This is a genomic window from Epilithonimonas sp. (assembly GCF_032054305.1).
Taxonomy (GTDB): Bacteria; Bacteroidota; Bacteroidia; order Flavobacteriales; family Weeksellaceae; genus Epilithonimonas.
On sequence record NZ_DAMBSX010000005.1, the window covers coordinates 92,230 to 108,903 of the forward strand.

Sequence of the window (16,674 nt, forward strand, 5' to 3'; positions counted from 1 at the left end):
AAATAAAATGTCAGAAAATGAAGAATACAGAAATTTCAGAATAGCTGTCCCGACAGACTATGAAGACATTTTCACACATTTTTATTTTGCAGAAAATAAGTCAGGGAAAACCATTACCAGAACATTGCTTCCATCTTTTCAGACAATTCTGATATTTGATTTTGGTGCAAAGTCAATACTCCATTCAAAAAATAATACTAAAATTGAAATTGACAGATGTATTGTTTTGGGACCGATAAAACAATCTTTTGAATATTCATTACCCAAAAATTCAGAAATCTTGGTTGCCAATTTCAAAGACGATGCTTTTTTCCGTTTCTTCGGAAGTACATCTATTGCTGAACATTTCCCTATTAATCCAGATGATCTACTAGAAAAAAATTGCTTTAACCTTTTGTGGACGGAACTCAATAAAATAGAAAGTACAGAAAATCGAATCAATTATCTTCTTGATTTTTGCAAACCTTATTTGAGACAGAGAAATGGCATCGTAGAGAAACTGATAAACTTTACAGATGAAAACTTAAATCCAATCAAATCAATCGCAAGCCAAGAAAATCAAACCGCAAGAAACATACAACTCCATCAAAAAAAGCATCTGGGATATACTTCCAAAGAAATCAATCGCTATTCACGTTTTGTAAAATGCATTAGGCTCATTCAAGACTCAGTTTCGATATCAAAAAAAATTGATTGGTTTGAAATAGTTGATGGATGTGGCTATTATGACCAGAGCCAATTGATTCACGACTTTAAATATTACATCAATCAAAGTCCTAAAAAATACCTCAAATTCCAACGTGATATCTGCAATCCAAAAACAGAATAAGCATTTTTTTTGTTTGCCAAACAAACATAATAACGAGATATTTCGTTTTCTTACAATTTTAGCAAGTTACAGCACTTTACTTTTGTCCTAACAAAATAAAAAAATAGGACAATGAAACATTTAATCATTTATTCTCATCCCAATCCAAACAGCATAAACAGCCAATTCAAACAGATGCTTGTTGAATTTTTATGGGATAACGGACACGAAGTTATTGTCCGCGATTTGAATAAACTTGACTTCAATCCAATCCTTTCGTTGGAGGATATGGAAGGACAGCGGATGGGAAGAGTTGCGGACGATGTAACACAGGAACAGAATTACATTTCGTGGGCAGAGCACATTACATTTATCTACCCAATTTGGTGGACCGGGATGCCTGCTGTTATGAAAGGATTCATAGACCGTGTTTTCAGTTATGGATTTGCATATCGTTATGACCAAGGCGTGCAAAAAGGATTACTTACAGGCAAACATGCAACCATTATCAACACACACGGAAAATCCCGAGCCGAATATGAAAGCATCGGAATGGACAAAGCTCTTTCCTTAACATCCGACAAAGGTGTTTTCACATATTGCGGGTTCGAAATCAATCAGCATTTCTTCTTTGACAAAGCCGACAAAGCCGATCCTGAAATCATCAAAGACTGGAAACAACAAATCATAAAAACATTTAAATCAAATTCAACAACAATTAAAATTTAAAAAATGGAAAAATCAACAAACAAACCTTTCGACAAATCTGTTTATAATCCGATTCTTTTCGGAAGCTACAAAATAGTTAAGAAAATCCTGAAATATGCTTTTTTCATAGCAATTTCATATTATGTTTATGAAGAATTTATGGATTGGGATTAATTTAGAAATGGTGTGAAAAACTGAATTTTTCACACCATCTTTTCATTTTCTTTTCATAATTTCGTTTAAACTTTTATATAATAAATGTCGACGCACGAACTACTCTACAAAGCCATAAAAATCGCTACCAAGGCACACAAAAAACAGACAGACAAATACAATGCACCCTACTTAGGCCACGTCTTCCGGGTGATGAACGCCGGTAAGACCATAGACGAAAAGATCGTTGGTATTCTCCACGATGTTGTGGAAGATAATCCTGATTTCCCAATAGAATATCTGCGTGAAAAAGGCTTCCCGGAACATATTCTTGAAGCCATCGAATGTCTTACAAAAAGAGAAGAAGAACATCTTGATTATGATGCTTTCATTGCAAGAATTGAAAAAAGTCCTTTAGCTATTGCTGTAAAATTGAACGATTTGAGAGATAATATGGACTTAACAAGATGTACAGAATTATTACAGGAAAAAGATTTGAAACGTTTCAATAAATATCTGAAGGCGTACCTTTATCTTTCTGAAAAATATTAAAATCACTCTCGCTGATTTTGCCGATTCAGCAAATTTAAAATCTGCATAATTACCAAAATCAGCGAAAAATTTCTCTAATCTACCATCGGAATCACAATATCCTTCTCGTCATCCGTTGCATCGATGGTGAAGTTGAGCGCAAAATAAAGAAAATGGAAATTATCATTGCCTTTCGCAGCAAATTCCCTCTGAAACATATATCCCGTAGTTGCAGATAAAGTGTGATTGAACTGATAACCAAAACCGGCAAAGGTTCTGTTTCTTTTGAAATTAGGGTCTCTGGAACCAAAGAATAGCTCCTCAAAAGCATTCACGAAGAATGTTTCCTCCTGGACTTTATCTTTATTGATGGGCAAAGTCGCACTCAATCTGTATCGGAAACGGTTTGCCTCCGTATGTTCACCCGTCTGGCTCGCATAGAAAAAACGGTGTTCTGCTCTACCTCTGTGATCCAGCTTCAATCTTCCAAATCTTTGGGTAAAAGTATATTGTAGCCAAAGCCTGAATTCCTCCTGAGAAATCTTCATTTTCTCATAAGTTCCATATCTTCCAAGTCCAACAAATGCCTGATTATTTTTATTAAGATTATAACCGACCCCTCCTTTGGTCTCGTAATAATCGATCACAGTATAATCCCGTCTGGCACGTGTTTGAAGCTCGACATACGCCATCCATTCAGGTGACATTTTATAGGTGAAGGACATCATATTAAAACTGGAAAGATGGTCTTGGCCAAAACCAAAACTCCCCACAAAAACGAATAGTAACAACAGCTTTTTCACGGGACAAATATAATCAAATCCCGAATCGATAAAAATAATTATTTGGGCGTGTCCCTTTGTTTTTGCCCAGAACCTTGGACATCCTAAAGAAATGTTCCAGTTCAGCAAAAAACAAGCGGACCGGGCTGTCCATTACTATCTTTTTGTCTTCAGGAAGTTCCCCGTTCAAATACCATTTCAGCCAAGACAAAAAGGATATCCATTATCATCCCTCACGCAGCACCGTCTATAATTAGACTTTTACCATTAAATACGAGTCTTATTATCTCAAAGTTACCTCTGTTTGAGTTCCGTATGTCAGATTAAACTTAAACAGAAAACTGTGTGAGTTCCCCGATTCAGATTAAAAAAAATAATTTGTAACATTCTTAAACACAAAAAAACCTTCCAACAAGTTGAAAGGTTTGATATTATATTTCGAATATTTTCTATCCCAAAAGTAAGCTCAATGGGCTTTCCAAATAAGTTCTCAAGGTCTGTAAGAACTGAGCGCCTGTTGCACCGTCGATAACTCTGTGGTCACAAGCTAGTGACAATTTCATTGTATTTCCAACAACGATCTGTCCGTTCTTCACGATTGGTTTCTCAATAATCGCTCCTACAGATAAGATTGCAGAATTCGGTTGATTGATGATTGATGTAAACGTCTCGATTCCGAACATCCCAAGATTAGAAACAGAGAAAGTAGAGCCTTCCATTTCATTAGCTTTCAGCGCTTTGGTTTTTGCTCTTCCGGCCATATCTTTTACTGCTGCAGAAATCTCGTTATAGTTCATATAATCTGTATTCTTCAATACAGGAACTACCAATCCGTCCGGAACAGCAACTGCTACACCAACATTGATATTACCGTGGTGAACGATCTTATCGCCAGCCCAAGAAGAATTAACCTGCGGATGTTTTCTCAATGCTACTGCGACAGCTTTGATGATCATATCGTTGAAAGATACTTTTGTATCCGGTAAGCTGTTGATCTCTTTTCTAGCTTCGATGGCTTTGTCCATATTGATTTCCACAGTCAAGTAGTAATGTGGCGCAGTGAATTTGCTTTCTGCCAATCTCTTTGCGATGATGTTTCTCATCTGAGAGTTAGGCGTTTCAGAATCCTGACCTGGTGTGAAGGCTACACTTGGTTGTGCAGGAGCTGCTTTTGGAGCAGATGTCGCAGCTGGTTGTGTAGAAGGCTGATAGTTTTCAACATCTTTCTTCACGATTCTTCCGTTTTCACCAGAACCTTTGATGGTAGAAAAATCTACACCTTTGTCCTGAGCAATTTTCTTAGCCAAAGGAGAGATAGCGACTCTGTCGCCAGTAGAAGAAGCCGCCACTGGTACAGACTCTTGTTTCTCTTCAGTTTTGGTTTCAACTTTAGCTTCAGTTTTAGGAGCAGCAGCTTTTTTGCCACCTCCGGAAACTACGCCAGAAACGTCTGTTCCCGCAGGGCCAATGATTGCTAAGATTTTATCAACTTCAGCGGCATCACCTTCAGCAACACCTTGGTATAATAATGTTCCGTTGAACTCTGATTCGAAATCCTGAACTGCTTTATCTGTTTCGATTTCTGCAAGGATGTCACCTTCTTTCACAGTATCTCCAACGTTCTTTTGCCATTTAGCAACTTTGCCTTCAGTCATCGTATCAGAAAGGCGAGGCATTGTGATCACCTCTACTCCATCAGGAATATCAGCAGAATCTGATTCATCAGCAGTCGGTTCTTCTTTTGTTTCTTCAGCTTTTGGAGCTTCAGACGCAGAGCTAGCAGCACTTCCTCCGCTAATTAAAGATGAGATATCTTCTCCCTCTGCTCCAATAATTGCCAAAACAGAATCTACAGGTGCTTGTCCTCCTTCTTCTACTCCGACATATAATAATGTACCATTCAGTTCCGATTCAAAATCCTGAACGGCTTTATCAGTTTCGATTTCTGCAAGGATATCGCCTTCTTTTACAGCGTCACCCACTTTTTTGTGCCATTTTGAAACTTTACCTTCCGTCATCGTATCCGATAAGCGGGGCATAGTAATTACTTCTGCCATAATTTTTATTGATTTGAGATTCGAGATTCGAGATTCGAGATTTGAGATTCGTAGAATTCAAACTTCAAATTCCAAAGCTTCAAATTAATAATATTTTTAATTTTCTAATTTGTCAATGAAAGGGTAATCCGGTTGAGAATAGATGAAGTCATAAACCTGAGAAACATCCGGGTACGGAGAATTTTCCATAAATTCGATGCACTCTTCTACAAACGCCCTTGATTTTTCGTCAATAGCTTCCAGATCTTGTTCAGTAGCCCAGTTGTTTTCCAAAAGTCTGCTCTTAACAATCTCAATTGGATCTTCTAATTTATATTGTGCTACTTCATCTTTAGTTCTGTAAGGCTCGGCATCTGACATAGAGTGTCCTCTGTAACGGTAAGTTCTAGCCTCGATGAAAGTTGGCCCGTCTCCTCTTCTTGCTCTCTCGATCGCCTCATAAGCAGCTTCTGCTACTTTTTCCGGATCCATTGCATCTACAGGAAGACAAGGCATTTCATATCCTAATCCTAATTTATAAATATCCTCGTGATTGGCAGTTCTCTTAACGGAAGTTCCCATTGCGTATCCGTTGTTCTCACAAACGAAAACTACAGGAAGTTTCCAGTTCATTGCCATGTTGAAAGTCTCATGAAGTGAACCTTGACGAACCGCGCCATCTCCCATAAAACAGATGTTAACCGCTTTTCTGTCAAAATATTTGTCTGCAAAAGCAATCCCGGCACCCAAAGGAATCTGCCCTCCTACAATACCATGTCCACCATAAAAACGGTGCTCTTTGCTGAAAATGTGCATAGAACCGCCCATTCCTTTGGACGTTCCTGTTGCTTTTCCGCAAAGTTCTGCCATGATTCTTTTCGGGTCAACGCCCATTGCCATTGGATGAATATGACATCTGTAAGCAGTGATCATACTATCTTTTGTCAGGTCCATTGCGTGGGTAAAACCTGCGGGAATAGCTTCCTGACCATTATAAAGATGTAAAAAACCTCTGATCTTTTGTTTTAAGTAAAGAGAACGGCATTTGTCTTCAAACCTTCTCCACATCGTCATATCCTCATACCATTTAAGGTAGACTTCTTTAGAAAATTCTTTCATTGTTTTTTCGAAATATGTAGCAAAAATACGAAAAAAAATCTTTCTCTATTGTATGCATATTATCATATTTTTCAATGAATAAATTCATCATAAAAAAACATGTCCAACCAAATGCAATCGATTGCACTAAATAATGAGAAAATAGTGAAAAATGTAACTTTTCCTGATATTTTGTATCTTGAGCCGAAAAATTTTAAATGGAAATCAAAAACCCTTTTATTTTAAATTCATCAAAAGTCATTTCGAATTTCTTTAATCCGCTGGTTTCTCTTGTCATATACTTTTTTTATTATAGTTATAAGAATTATACCTGGGAAGAAGCTTCTAAAAAATTTTTCCCCATCCTACTCCTACTAATTCTCCCAATTGCATTGTGGATCTACAGAAATGTAAAAAAAGGAAATTACACCAATATGGATGTCTCAAATAGAAAACAAAGGCATTCTTTATATATATTCATTATTATCGCCACTATTATTTTCTTAACTGTAGATTATTTCCTTCATAAAGAAATAGATTGGACAATTCTGATGCTTTGTATATTATTAATATTGATGCAGATCAGTAATTTTTACATCAAAAGCTCGATGCACACAAGTCTTAACATCTATGTAGCCGCATTATTCTTCGCAATCAATCCTAAAATAGGGATCTTCTGGTTTTTGCTGGCTGTCTTAATAGGTATTACAAGGGTGATCCTGAAAAGACATTCTGTAAAAGAAGTTCTTTCTGGCGGCGGAATCGCAATTTTTGTATCTTTGATCTATCTGATAATGGTGAAGGCCATTATTTTCTAATTCATTTTTATGATATTACAACCTTTGACTTCTTCGGAAGAAGAGATAATGAAACTCGTTTGGGAAAAAGAAGCTATCTATTTCCGAGAACTGATGGATATTTTTCCAGAACCGAAACCTCATCAAAACACGGTTTCTACATTTTTGAAAATACTGGTAGAAAAAAATTATCTCAAAACCGAAAAACAAGGCAGAATCTATCTTTACAGACCTGCCGTTAAGTTTGTGGAATATCGAAAATTTATATTAAAAAGATTCTTGGACAATTACTTCCACGATTCGGGAAGTGAATTATTAAAAGTCTTAATGGATGAAAACCTTGTTAGATCAAATGACTTCAGTCAGTTTTTAAAAGTGAGAACAACTGCCGACATTTTGCAGAAAAGTTCTGAAAAAGAAAATCTTATCCAGGATTTCATCAAAGAGATCACATCCGTCAAAAAATCGAAAAAGAAAGACAAAGACAAAAAGAAGAAAAAGAAAAAGTCATAAAAAAAGCAACTCAAATCGAGTTGCTTTTAAATTTTATCAGTAAGCTAATTATTACCAACGGTTTCCACCGCCTCTGTTTCCACCACCGTTTCCGTAGTTTCCACCGCCTCTGTTTCCACCGCCGTAACCTCCGCCACGGTTGTTATCGAAAGAACGTCTTGGTTTTTCTTCTTTTGGTCTTGCTTCTGTTACGTTTAGAGCTTTCCCATTGAATTCTTTTTGGTTAAGCGCTTCGATAGCTTGTTGTCCGTCAGCGTCTCCCATTTCTACGAAACCAAATCCCTTTGATCTCCCAGTTTCTCTGTCAGTAATGATCTTAAGAGAAGAAACTTCTCCAAAACCTTCGAATAATTCTTGCAATTGATCTTCTCTAGTTGCGTAATTGATGTTTGAAACAAAAATGTTCATTTTAAAAAAAAATTAAGTTATAAAAATGTTGTTTAAAATTATAGATAAGGAAAAACAACAAAAATGAAGATTATTGATTTCAAATATAATTTGGTGCAAGGTACAATTATTTTTGAATAATCAGCATTTTAATTTTAAAATTATCAAAATATTAATCTACCTCTTTTCCTTTGATTGCTTCTAGGATTTTGAACCAATCTATTATTTCTAAATGAATCAATAATGATTGTTTTAATTTTCTGATAGTTTCTGCTCTGGAAGTTCCAATAACTGGGATAATTTTTGATGGATGCTTTAATATGAACGCCAATAATATCTGATTTTCCTCTGAATTGTATTTTTGGCAAAGATCACCGATTATGGCTTTGATTCTGACATTCTGTTCAGATCGTTCAGAAAAATAATTCCCTAAAACTGACCAAGCTGTCGGTCTTAGATTTTTCTTCATCAATTGATCCAAAGTTCCATTTTCAAAAGCCGAAATTTCGTTCACAGAAGCCTCAATTTGATTGGTAATCAGTGGAAAATATTGATTCATTAACTCAAATTGAAAAACAGAAAAATTACTTACTCCAAAATATTTTACTTTTCCTTGATCCTTCAAATTTTGAAATGTATTAGCAATCTCTTCCGGATTCATCAATGGTGACGGGCGATGCAACAACAGAACATCAAGATAATCGGTTTTAAGGTTTCGCAGACTTTCATCGACACAATTCCGAATGTAATCTGAGTTGTAATTATAATATTTTAAGGAAGATGGTTTCTTTTCAGAATTCATCACGATGCCACATTTGGAAATGAACTGAACTTTTTCTCTGCCAATATTCATTTCTTTCCACGCATTGCCGAAAAGTTCTTCCGTGGTATGCCCGCCATAAATATCGGCATGGTCAAACGTCGTGATATTTTCTTCCAGACAAACTTCTATTAATTCTTGCACTTGTTTTGGAGAATGATTAGCCCCCCAAATTCCCCAACGCATTGTGCCAGCGATGATTTCTGAAAACATACTAAAAAATTTTCACAAATATATTATGTTAAAAATAAAATACATTATATAAATTTGATTCTTAAAAAATTTGAAGTCTTATGAAGAAATTTACATTTTTGTTTATGATGTGTTGTGCTTTTATCAATGCGCAATTCACAAGTCCAAATAATGGAACCAGTTACACATTAACCAGCTTATCTGCTGCTGCACCAACAGTTTTGGTGAAAAATGGTACAGATTACACATTAACGGCCGACCTTACACTTTCCGCAACGGACAAACTTCTTATTGATGAAAACACAACATTGAAAGTTAACTCTGGAGTTGCGATTTTTGTTTATGGAGAGTACAAAACTACAGCAACCAATTTCACAATCACTGCAAGCACAATTGGTAGTCCTTACAGAGGTATTCGCTTTGAAGAAGGTTCTGTTGCAGAGATGAAGAATACCAGAATAGAGTATGGTGGTGGTGTTCGTGTATTGACTGCAAATGGATTTTTGATGGATAATTGTATTCTATACAAAAATAACAACTCCGGTTCTACTAATCTTGCGAGTAGTGCAGCTTTAGCTTTATTCCAAGGTAGTGGACATATAGTAAAAAATTCTCAGTTTTTGGAAAATTCCAGAGCCGGCATCAATTCCGGCGCTTCTGGAAGCGTGTCAATCGATATTATTAATAATTATTTCTATGGGAATAATACTGATAATGGCAATTATCCCCAGATCAATATGGGACCTGCCGGCGTAGACTCCACAAGGGTGATTAACAACGAGATTATTGGAAACAGAGCGATTTTAAGAGCTGGCGGAGTTTCTGTTTCCGGTTTATTAGGCGGTACTAATAGATTCCGTATCGAAGGAAATACTATTCGAGACAACCGATATGGGATCACTCATCAGGGTGCAGGAAGTACTGGGATCATTAGAAATAATATTATCGAAAATAATAATACAGAAAATAATCCGAACTTAGGAGGAAGTGGAATTTCTTTGACGGGAACCCAAAACGTGATCGTAAGAAATAACCAAATTCGTGGAAACCTATGGGGAATTACCGTTTTGAGTAATGCTATAATAGACCTTGGAACAGAAGAAGACCACGGAAACAACATTTTCAAAAACAATGGTAATAATGGCACCACAACTGCTTTCTTCAACAACACGTCTAATACCGTAAACGCTATTGGGAACTGCTGGAGAGAAGATGAACTATCCAATGACGCAATGGTACAAGCTGTTATTGGAAGCCTAAATCCAAATACCGTAAACTTTAAACCATATAATTGCGCTGAAACTTTAGCCGTTTCTGATATTTCTAGATCAAAACTAACTATCTATCCAAATCCAAGCAAAAATCATTTCTACCTGGAAACTGAAAATGCTGGAAATATCGTAATTCAGGATATTAGTGGAAAAGTAGTTTTCTCTTCAATTGTCATAAAAGGCAGAAACGAAATTAACACTAATTTACAATCAGGAGTCTATATCATCACGCAACAATCTGAAGGTAAAAAATCAAATACTAAATTGATTATTAAATAATTAATCAAAAATAATTTATGGAAAGCATCACAGATCGTGGTGCTTTTTTTTGATTAAAATTTCCATTAAATTCGTAAGATGAAAATCTCTATCAAAAATATGGTTTGCAACCGCTGCATTGCTGCGGTGGAATCAATATTTGAGGAATTGAAAATTGAAGTCAATCAAATTTCATTAGGCGAAGTTGAAATCAAAAAGGAGATTTCTGACAAAGAACTTCAAGCTTTGAGCGTAAAACTCAAATCAACCGGATTTGAAATTTTGGAAGATTCCTCTAAAAAGCAAATCGAGAAAATCAAAACCTTGATTATTCAGAAAATTACGGAAGAAGATTTGGATGATGATTTTATTTTATCGGAATTTTTGAGTTCCAAATTACACAAAGATTACAGTTCTATTTCCAAGCTTTTTTCTCAGAATGAAAATGTGACATTGGAGCAATATTTCATTCTTCAGAAGATTGAAAAAGTCAAAGAATTACTACTATATAAAGAATTCAATTTGACCGAGATTTCCCAGAAATTGGGCTACAAAAGTGTTCAGCATCTTTCCAATCAGTTCAAGAAAATCACAGGCTTCTCTCCTACTCAGTTTTTGAAGTCTAAGGAGAAGAAAAGGATTGCTTTGGATAAGATTTGATATTAATCAATATGATACTAATGAAAAACTTCCGCTTACTTTTACTTATTATTCCTTTACTATTTTTATGTGGCTGTTCAATAAGAACTGATTTTTACATACAAAATCTCAAAAACGAAAACCAACATATTTTAATCAAGTATAAAATCCCTATTAAAAACTGGTCGGATTTCAGAACGATAAAATTCCAATATGTCAATGAATTAAAAACACCAAAAGAATTTGATAAAATTGAGAATAGAAATATTATTGACGTTAAACAAATTGATGACTACACGATTGAATTCTTTGTTCCAAAGCAAGCAACTGTTAAAATAGAAAGAACAAACAATACAACTTATTATAATTACATAGAATCTTTTCAATTAAATGGAAAAGATATTTTATTTGATGAAATAGTTTCACAGTCCAAAACAAAAGGTCCACATCGTATTTTTCAAATCAATTAATGCCATCCAAAGTCAAACTCCTTCGCGAAGCCAAAAACCTAACTCAAACCGAGCTAGCGGAAAAATCTGGACTTTCGCTAAGAACCATTCAGAGAATTGAATCTGGACAAAGCCTAAAAGGTTTTACTTTGAAAGCTATTGCGCTGACTTTGGAAATCGAACCTGAAAACCTATTCTCAAAGGAAGAAGAAATCATCCAAATCGACAGAGCAAAACTCATCAATCTCTTAGCCTTGGCAGGATTGATTATTCCGTTTGGCGGGATAATTTTTCCGGCGATTCTGACTTATAAAACTGAGGATTCTGTGAATCGGGAATTGGGGAAAAATGTGGTTTGCGTTCAGATTATTTTAGCATTTATTATTTCTGTTTCGTTGATACTAAGTCCGTTTATTCAGCACTAGTTTTCTATTCGGTTTCCGCTATTTTTAGTTCCGTTGATTGCTTTTATTATCATTAAACTTTTTATTGTCATAAAAAATGGAATCAGCCTCAACCAAAACAATCAACTTTATATCAAACTGAAAAACAACTTCTTATAAACCAAGTCATAAAACTGACGTAAAATTGTCACATCATTTTTTATCTAAATTCAGTTCTTAAAACCGAATCTTGCAGAAAAATCTGACAATGGAACTTTTTAAGAAATTAGCTTTAGGTCTTGCAACCGTTTTGGTTTTGATATTGTTTGGCGGTTATATTTATTTCGACCGAAAATTCACGCCCGAAGACAATTATTTAACCGTAAAAAACGAAAGCGGAACTATCCCAATCACTTGGTTGGGAAATGAGAAAAACGTTCTGCTTCTTCCGATTCATTTTTCAGGAAATCCGGAAACTTTCTATTTGCAATTTGACACAGGTTCGCCTTACACGGTATTCTATTCTAATCAAATTAAAAGCATCAAGGAAATCTCAATCGATAACGAACGAGCAAAAACTTCTTTTTCTATTGGCAAAACTGAGATTTCGTCCAACCGATTTAAAATATTTAACAAAGGAAAAGACAAAAAAAAGGATTCCATCAAAATAATCGGAACGATTGGCGCAGATATTTTGGAAGACCGAAAAACGGTGATTGATCTTAAAGACAATCAAGTTGTTTTTAATTTAAGTCAAGTCCCAAATGATTTTAACAAGCAACTTTTCGATTTCAAATTCAAAAAAAGAAGAATCATTATTTCCGGAACTTTGAAAGGCGAAGAACGGAAATTCCTCTACGATTCCGGAACCAGCGCATATGAATTGCTAACCTACAAAGAAGAATGGCAAAATCTGAAATTGCCTAATTCAAAAATCAACATCGAAAAAGAACAATCCTGGAATAATGTCTTGACAACTTATACAACCGATTGTAAGGAAAATATCCAATTCAAAAACCAACAGATTCCCAGTCAAACAAGTCACTTATGTCGAAGGTTTTTCCAATGCTCAGTTTTATATGATGAAGTTTTCAGGAATGACAGGAATGCTCGGAAACAAAATCTTTTTGAACAACCTAATTTTCTTGGATTGTGCTAAAAAGAAAATTGGAATTATAGATTGAGAAAATCAATAGTTTTATAGATAAGTTCAGGTAAAGTATCTATTTTTGCACAGCAATTTTATTGATTCAAAAAGAAACAACGACTTGAACAATCTCAAACATTATCTCGCTGCTATTTTAGCATTTTCACTTTGGGGAACTTTCAGTCTGGTGCTGAAACCGCTGCATTCTTACGCTTCTTTGGACATTCTTTTTTACAGGGTTTTCAGCTGTGCATTGATAATGTCATTGGTTTCCATCCTTTTCAAAAGAGAAAAACTGAAACAGAATCTCAATTATTTCAAATCGATTTCCCAAAAGGAAAAAAGAAAAACGATTATTGTTAATGTCGGAAGCAGCATTTTGTTGACCGCGAATTGGTTTTCTTTTATCTATGTGATGAATCACGTGAGTGTTCGGGCAACATCGGTTGCTTATTTGGTTTGTCCGATCATCACGACGATTTTGGCCTATTTCATCTTGAAAGATAAGTTAAGCAAACTACAGTGGCTGTCAGTTTTTCTAAGTTTCGTTGGGTGTATTTTGCTGTCTTACACCAACATTCTGGATATGTTTTACAGCAGTTTGATCGGGTTCACTTATGCAGCTTATTTGATTTGCCAAAGCCAAAACAAACAGTTCGATAAATTCTTGATCCTGAATTTCCACATCGTGATTTCAGCGTTGATTTTATTGCCGTTTTTCCCGGCATATTCAGGACCAGTTCCAACGGAATTCAAGTTTTATTTCTTTATAGAGATCATTGCAGTTATGTACACTATTGTCCCATTATTACTGAATTTGTTTGCGTTATCAGGTATCGCATCATCCAAAGTTGGAATGATCCTGAACATCAATCCCATTATTGCATTTGTCTTAGCCAGCACAGTTTACGGCGAACCATTGAATATCATCCAAATCTGTGCTTATTCATTGATATTTGTAGCTGTGATTGTTTTTAATGCGAAAGAAATTTTTGGTTTGAAAAAGGCAAAGACTTAAGTTCAGAACACTTTAAATTATTTAGATTCATTAAAAATAAACTTTGTAACACAAGCTTTTTTAACTATTTTTACATCATAATATTTAATTGAAAATGCGAAAAATAATACTCGGAGGGTTAGCGGTCTTTAATGGATTGATTACAGCTAATGCACAGTGTAAAACTGTTTCCACAATAACAGAAAATTTTGATTCATGGAAAGATATAGACAAATGTTGGTCAATCCAAAAAGGAAAAGCAATGTTGTATGCAAGTGAGAAAAAAGTGATTTTCTACTCAATGGCAGACCCAAAGGAAAATATGTATCTCATCACGCCAAAAGTAAAAGCAGGAAATTACACATTAAGTCTTGACATTACAGATAACGGTGGAGAAACTTCACTAGAGATTTTCTCAGTTGGCAAAGCATCTGACCCGAAATCTTTTGTTTCGATTGTTAAACCTCAAGAAATCACAAAAGAGAAAAAAGTCATCAGTATCAGTTTGAAAAAAGACAGTCACGTAGGTTTAAAAGTCTTATTAAATGGTGTTCATCAAGCGGTTTATGTGGATAACCTTTCCTTGAAACCTAGAAAATAAACAGAGATTATTCAATTTAGACCTTATAAAAAAATAAACCTTCAGAAATTTGAAGGTTTTTTCTTTAAAAAGGAAACTTATTTATGTCCAACTCTACTCTATTTTTCCCAAATTTGCCATGAAACTATACAAATAGATTATCATTAATGGAAAAGAAAAATATAGCAATTATTGGATTGGGAGGCGTTGGCGGTTATTTTGGTTTCAAGATTAATCAGTTCAATGAAAAAGAAGATCAATTTGACATTACCTTTGTTGCAAGAAGCCAAACGTACGATATTGTCAAGCAGAATGGCTTGACCCTGCTCTCCCCTGAACATCCGGACAATATTACAACACCTAATCAGATCGTTCAAAATATCTCAGAAATTAAGAATCCTGATCTGGTTTTGATCTGTGTTAAAGAATATGATCTGGAAAACGTTTGCACACAACTTAAGCAGATCATTTCACAAAAAACAATTCTGCTTCCTCTGATGAACGGCGTTGATATCTATGACCGAATCAGAAAGATCATCCCGGAGAATACTATTTTGCCAGCCTGCGTTTATGTCGCTTCTCATATCAAAGAAAAAGGAATCGTAGAACACAAAGGCAAAGCCGGAAAACTGATTTTCGGAAAAGACCAAGCGAATATCTCTGAAGATGTTGATTGGATTGTTCAATTGATGAAAGACAGCAGAATTGATTTTGATTTCAAAGACAATCCCTTTGTAGAGATATGGACTAAGTTCTTTTTTGTGGCCAGTTTCGGATTGGTAACTGCAAAATATAATTCGTCCATCGGAACAGTCTGCGACGATACTATTCAGAAACAGGAAGCGACTCAAATAATGCAGGAAGTAAAAAGGATCACTGATAAAAAACAGATCGCTTTACCTGAAGATATCATCGAAAAGACCTTCGAAAAAGCAGCAACTTTTCCATCGGAAACGCCAACTTCCCTACAACTCGACATCAACATCAAAAAACAAAATAGCGAACTCGAATTATTTGCCGGAGCCATCATCCATTATGGAAAAGAGTTAAATATAGAAACTCCCTTTACTCAGAAAATCTATCTGGAATTGAAAAAGGAAATTCAGGAATTAAGTATTTAATTTTGTTGAATTTATAAATGTCTTTAGAAAAATCTAAAGGCATTATTTTTGAATGTTGGTCAGGTATCTTCATAAAACTTATTCCGAAAAAACTGCACAAATGAAAAAATTGGTTTTTTATTCAATTACTTTATTATCTGCAATAGCTTGTAATTCCAAATCGGAAGAAAAAAGCAATTCTATTTCTGAGCACAAAGAGACAATCTCTGACACAGTCCAGACAAAAGAAGCAGAGCCAATTGCAGAATTCCATGATAACAGTTTAGACTTTATTCCGAAAGGTTATATTATTTATAAAGAGGAAGGAAGAGATGAGATAAAAGGTGATTTGAACAAAGACGGATTAGAAGATTTGGTTCTCATGATCAAAGGAACAGATAAAAGTAAAGTCATCCAACACGAAACCCGTGGCGAGCTAGATAGAAACCGAAGAGGAATTATCGTTTTGTTCAACAAGGGTACGAACTACGAATTAGCTGTCAAAAATAACAGTTGTTTCTCATCAGAAAATGAAGAAGGCGGTGTTTATTACGCTCCCGAGTTAGATGTTTCCATAGAAAAGGGGAATCTTATTGTTCATTATGCGCACGGAAGATATGGCTATTGGAGTTACACTTTCAGGCATCAGGATCAAGATTTTGAATTGATTGGATACGATGCAAGTTACAATCGGGGTCCTGTTACGCAATACGAGACCAGCATCAACTTCTTAACTAAAAAGAAACTGACAAGAGATAATCTCAATAAAGATGATGATGGCGATAATTATGTTGAAAACTTTAAAGATACCTGGGAAAAATTACCTGCAAAGAAACTAATTAAGCTTTCTGAGATCAAAGATTTTGATGAATTGAATTTTTAAACACACTATATAACATCTTTCCATTTATTTATAACTGGATGGCATCTATTTTTCAGAAATTTGTATCCATAATTACAAACTGAGCGAAGCTAAGTAATCTTTGTGATCTTAAAACATTAGAGAAAAACTTTATGCTCTTTGT

Annotated in this window: 20 protein-coding genes; 15 read left to right on the forward strand and 5 right to left on the reverse strand. The window is 35.1% G+C overall.

Annotated elements, in window-relative coordinates; all coding sequences use genetic code 11:
* Positions 1 to 7 precede the first annotated feature (7 nt).
* The 4 genes from RTX21_RS11775 to RTX21_RS11790 all read left to right on the forward strand — a co-directional run bounded on the left by RTX21_RS11775 (position 8) and on the right by RTX21_RS11790 (position 2,221).
* Positions 8 to 829 (forward strand): AraC family transcriptional regulator, encoded by an 822-nt coding sequence (locus RTX21_RS11775; protein WP_312767896.1) that lies wholly within the window; start codon positions 8 to 10, stop codon positions 827 to 829.
* Between the two features lie 111 nt (positions 830 to 940).
* Positions 941 to 1,537 carry an NAD(P)H-dependent oxidoreductase gene (locus RTX21_RS11780; RefSeq protein ID WP_312767899.1) on the forward strand — a complete coding sequence of 199 codons (597 nt, stop codon included), beginning with the start codon at positions 941 to 943 and terminating at the stop codon, positions 1,535 to 1,537.
* Between the two features lie 3 nt (positions 1,538 to 1,540).
* Entirely contained in the window at positions 1,541 to 1,690 is a 150-nt protein-coding gene (locus RTX21_RS11785) for a hypothetical protein (RefSeq protein WP_312767901.1), read from the forward strand.
* Positions 1,691 to 1,774: 84 nt separating this feature from the next.
* Positions 1,775 to 2,221, forward strand: coding sequence for a phosphohydrolase (locus RTX21_RS11790; protein ID WP_312767904.1), 447 nt, complete (start codon positions 1,775 to 1,777; stop codon positions 2,219 to 2,221).
* Between the two features lie 74 nt (positions 2,222 to 2,295).
* Here the strand turns inward: RTX21_RS11790 and RTX21_RS11795 are convergent, their stop codons facing one another.
* The 3 genes from RTX21_RS11795 to pdhA all read right to left on the reverse strand — a co-directional run bounded on the left by RTX21_RS11795 (position 2,296) and on the right by pdhA (position 6,137).
* On the reverse strand, positions 2,296 to 2,991 hold the full coding sequence (locus RTX21_RS11795) for a DUF2490 domain-containing protein (protein ID WP_312767906.1): 696 nt from the start codon (positions 2,989 to 2,991) through the stop codon (positions 2,296 to 2,298).
* A gap of 440 nt (positions 2,992 to 3,431) precedes the next feature.
* Positions 3,432 to 5,039 carry a 2-oxo acid dehydrogenase subunit E2 gene (locus tag RTX21_RS11800; protein ID WP_312767908.1) on the reverse strand — a complete coding sequence of 536 codons (1,608 nt, stop codon included), beginning with the start codon at positions 5,037 to 5,039 and terminating at the stop codon, positions 3,432 to 3,434.
* A gap of 96 nt (positions 5,040 to 5,135) precedes the next feature.
* On the reverse strand, positions 5,136 to 6,137 hold the full coding sequence (gene pdhA, locus RTX21_RS11805; protein ID WP_312767910.1) for a pyruvate dehydrogenase (acetyl-transferring) E1 component subunit alpha: 1,002 nt from the start codon (positions 6,135 to 6,137) through the stop codon (positions 5,136 to 5,138).
* Between the two features lie 197 nt (positions 6,138 to 6,334).
* Between pdhA and RTX21_RS11810 the strand changes: the two genes are divergently transcribed.
* Positions 6,335 to 6,934, forward strand: a complete 600-nt coding sequence (locus RTX21_RS11810; protein WP_312767912.1) for a phosphatase PAP2 family protein — start codon at positions 6,335 to 6,337, stop codon at positions 6,932 to 6,934.
* A gap of 9 nt (positions 6,935 to 6,943) precedes the next feature.
* The gene (locus RTX21_RS11815; RefSeq protein WP_312767913.1) at positions 6,944 to 7,426 is read left to right on the forward strand and encodes a BlaI/MecI/CopY family transcriptional regulator; all 483 of its coding nucleotides are present in this window, start codon (positions 6,944 to 6,946) and stop codon (positions 7,424 to 7,426) included.
* Between the two features lie 51 nt (positions 7,427 to 7,477).
* Here the strand turns inward: RTX21_RS11815 and RTX21_RS11820 are convergent, their stop codons facing one another.
* Both RTX21_RS11820 and RTX21_RS11825 read right to left on the reverse strand, forming a co-directional pair.
* Positions 7,478 to 7,834, reverse strand: coding sequence for an RNA-binding protein (locus RTX21_RS11820; RefSeq protein ID WP_312767915.1), 357 nt, complete (start codon positions 7,832 to 7,834; stop codon positions 7,478 to 7,480).
* Between the two features lie 151 nt (positions 7,835 to 7,985).
* A complete protein-coding gene (locus tag RTX21_RS11825) occupies positions 7,986 to 8,846 on the reverse strand; it encodes an aldo/keto reductase (RefSeq protein WP_312767916.1) in 861 nt (286 codons plus the stop codon).
* 80 nt (positions 8,847 to 8,926) lie between these two features.
* On the opposite strand from RTX21_RS11825, the gene RTX21_RS11830 reads away from it, so the two are divergent.
* The 9 genes from RTX21_RS11830 (at position 8,927) to RTX21_RS11870 (ending at position 16,532) form a co-directional block, all read left to right on the forward strand.
* A complete protein-coding gene (locus RTX21_RS11830; RefSeq protein ID WP_312767917.1) occupies positions 8,927 to 10,375 on the forward strand; it encodes a right-handed parallel beta-helix repeat-containing protein in 1,449 nt (482 codons plus the stop codon).
* A 78-nt stretch (positions 10,376 to 10,453) separates the two neighbouring features.
* A complete protein-coding gene (locus RTX21_RS11835; RefSeq protein ID WP_312767918.1) occupies positions 10,454 to 11,014 on the forward strand; it encodes an AraC family transcriptional regulator in 561 nt (186 codons plus the stop codon).
* 11 nt (positions 11,015 to 11,025) lie between these two features.
* On the forward strand, positions 11,026 to 11,463 hold the full coding sequence (locus RTX21_RS11840) for a hypothetical protein (protein ID WP_312767919.1): 438 nt from the start codon (positions 11,026 to 11,028) through the stop codon (positions 11,461 to 11,463).
* Positions 11,463 to 11,867, forward strand: coding sequence for a helix-turn-helix domain-containing protein (locus RTX21_RS11845; RefSeq protein WP_312767921.1), 405 nt, complete (start codon positions 11,463 to 11,465; stop codon positions 11,865 to 11,867). The genes RTX21_RS11840 and RTX21_RS11845 overlap by 1 nt, the downstream gene beginning before the upstream one ends.
* A gap of 226 nt (positions 11,868 to 12,093) precedes the next feature.
* Positions 12,094 to 12,984 (forward strand): hypothetical protein, encoded by an 891-nt coding sequence (locus RTX21_RS11850; RefSeq protein ID WP_312767923.1) that lies wholly within the window; start codon positions 12,094 to 12,096, stop codon positions 12,982 to 12,984.
* A 109-nt stretch (positions 12,985 to 13,093) separates the two neighbouring features.
* Positions 13,094 to 13,990: an EamA family transporter gene (locus RTX21_RS11855; RefSeq protein ID WP_312767924.1), complete on the forward strand. Its 897-nt coding sequence runs from the start codon at positions 13,094 to 13,096 to the stop codon at positions 13,988 to 13,990.
* Positions 13,991 to 14,084: 94 nt separating this feature from the next.
* Positions 14,085 to 14,570 (forward strand): hypothetical protein, encoded by a 486-nt coding sequence (locus tag RTX21_RS11860; protein ID WP_312767925.1) that lies wholly within the window; start codon positions 14,085 to 14,087, stop codon positions 14,568 to 14,570.
* A 146-nt stretch (positions 14,571 to 14,716) separates the two neighbouring features.
* Positions 14,717 to 15,670 carry a 2-dehydropantoate 2-reductase gene (locus RTX21_RS11865; protein WP_312767927.1) on the forward strand — a complete coding sequence of 318 codons (954 nt, stop codon included), beginning with the start codon at positions 14,717 to 14,719 and terminating at the stop codon, positions 15,668 to 15,670.
* Between the two features lie 100 nt (positions 15,671 to 15,770).
* Complete coding sequence (locus RTX21_RS11870; RefSeq protein ID WP_312767929.1) at positions 15,771 to 16,532, forward strand: hypothetical protein; 762 nt, start codon at positions 15,771 to 15,773, stop codon at positions 16,530 to 16,532.
* The last annotated feature ends 142 nt before the right edge of the window (positions 16,533 to 16,674 follow it).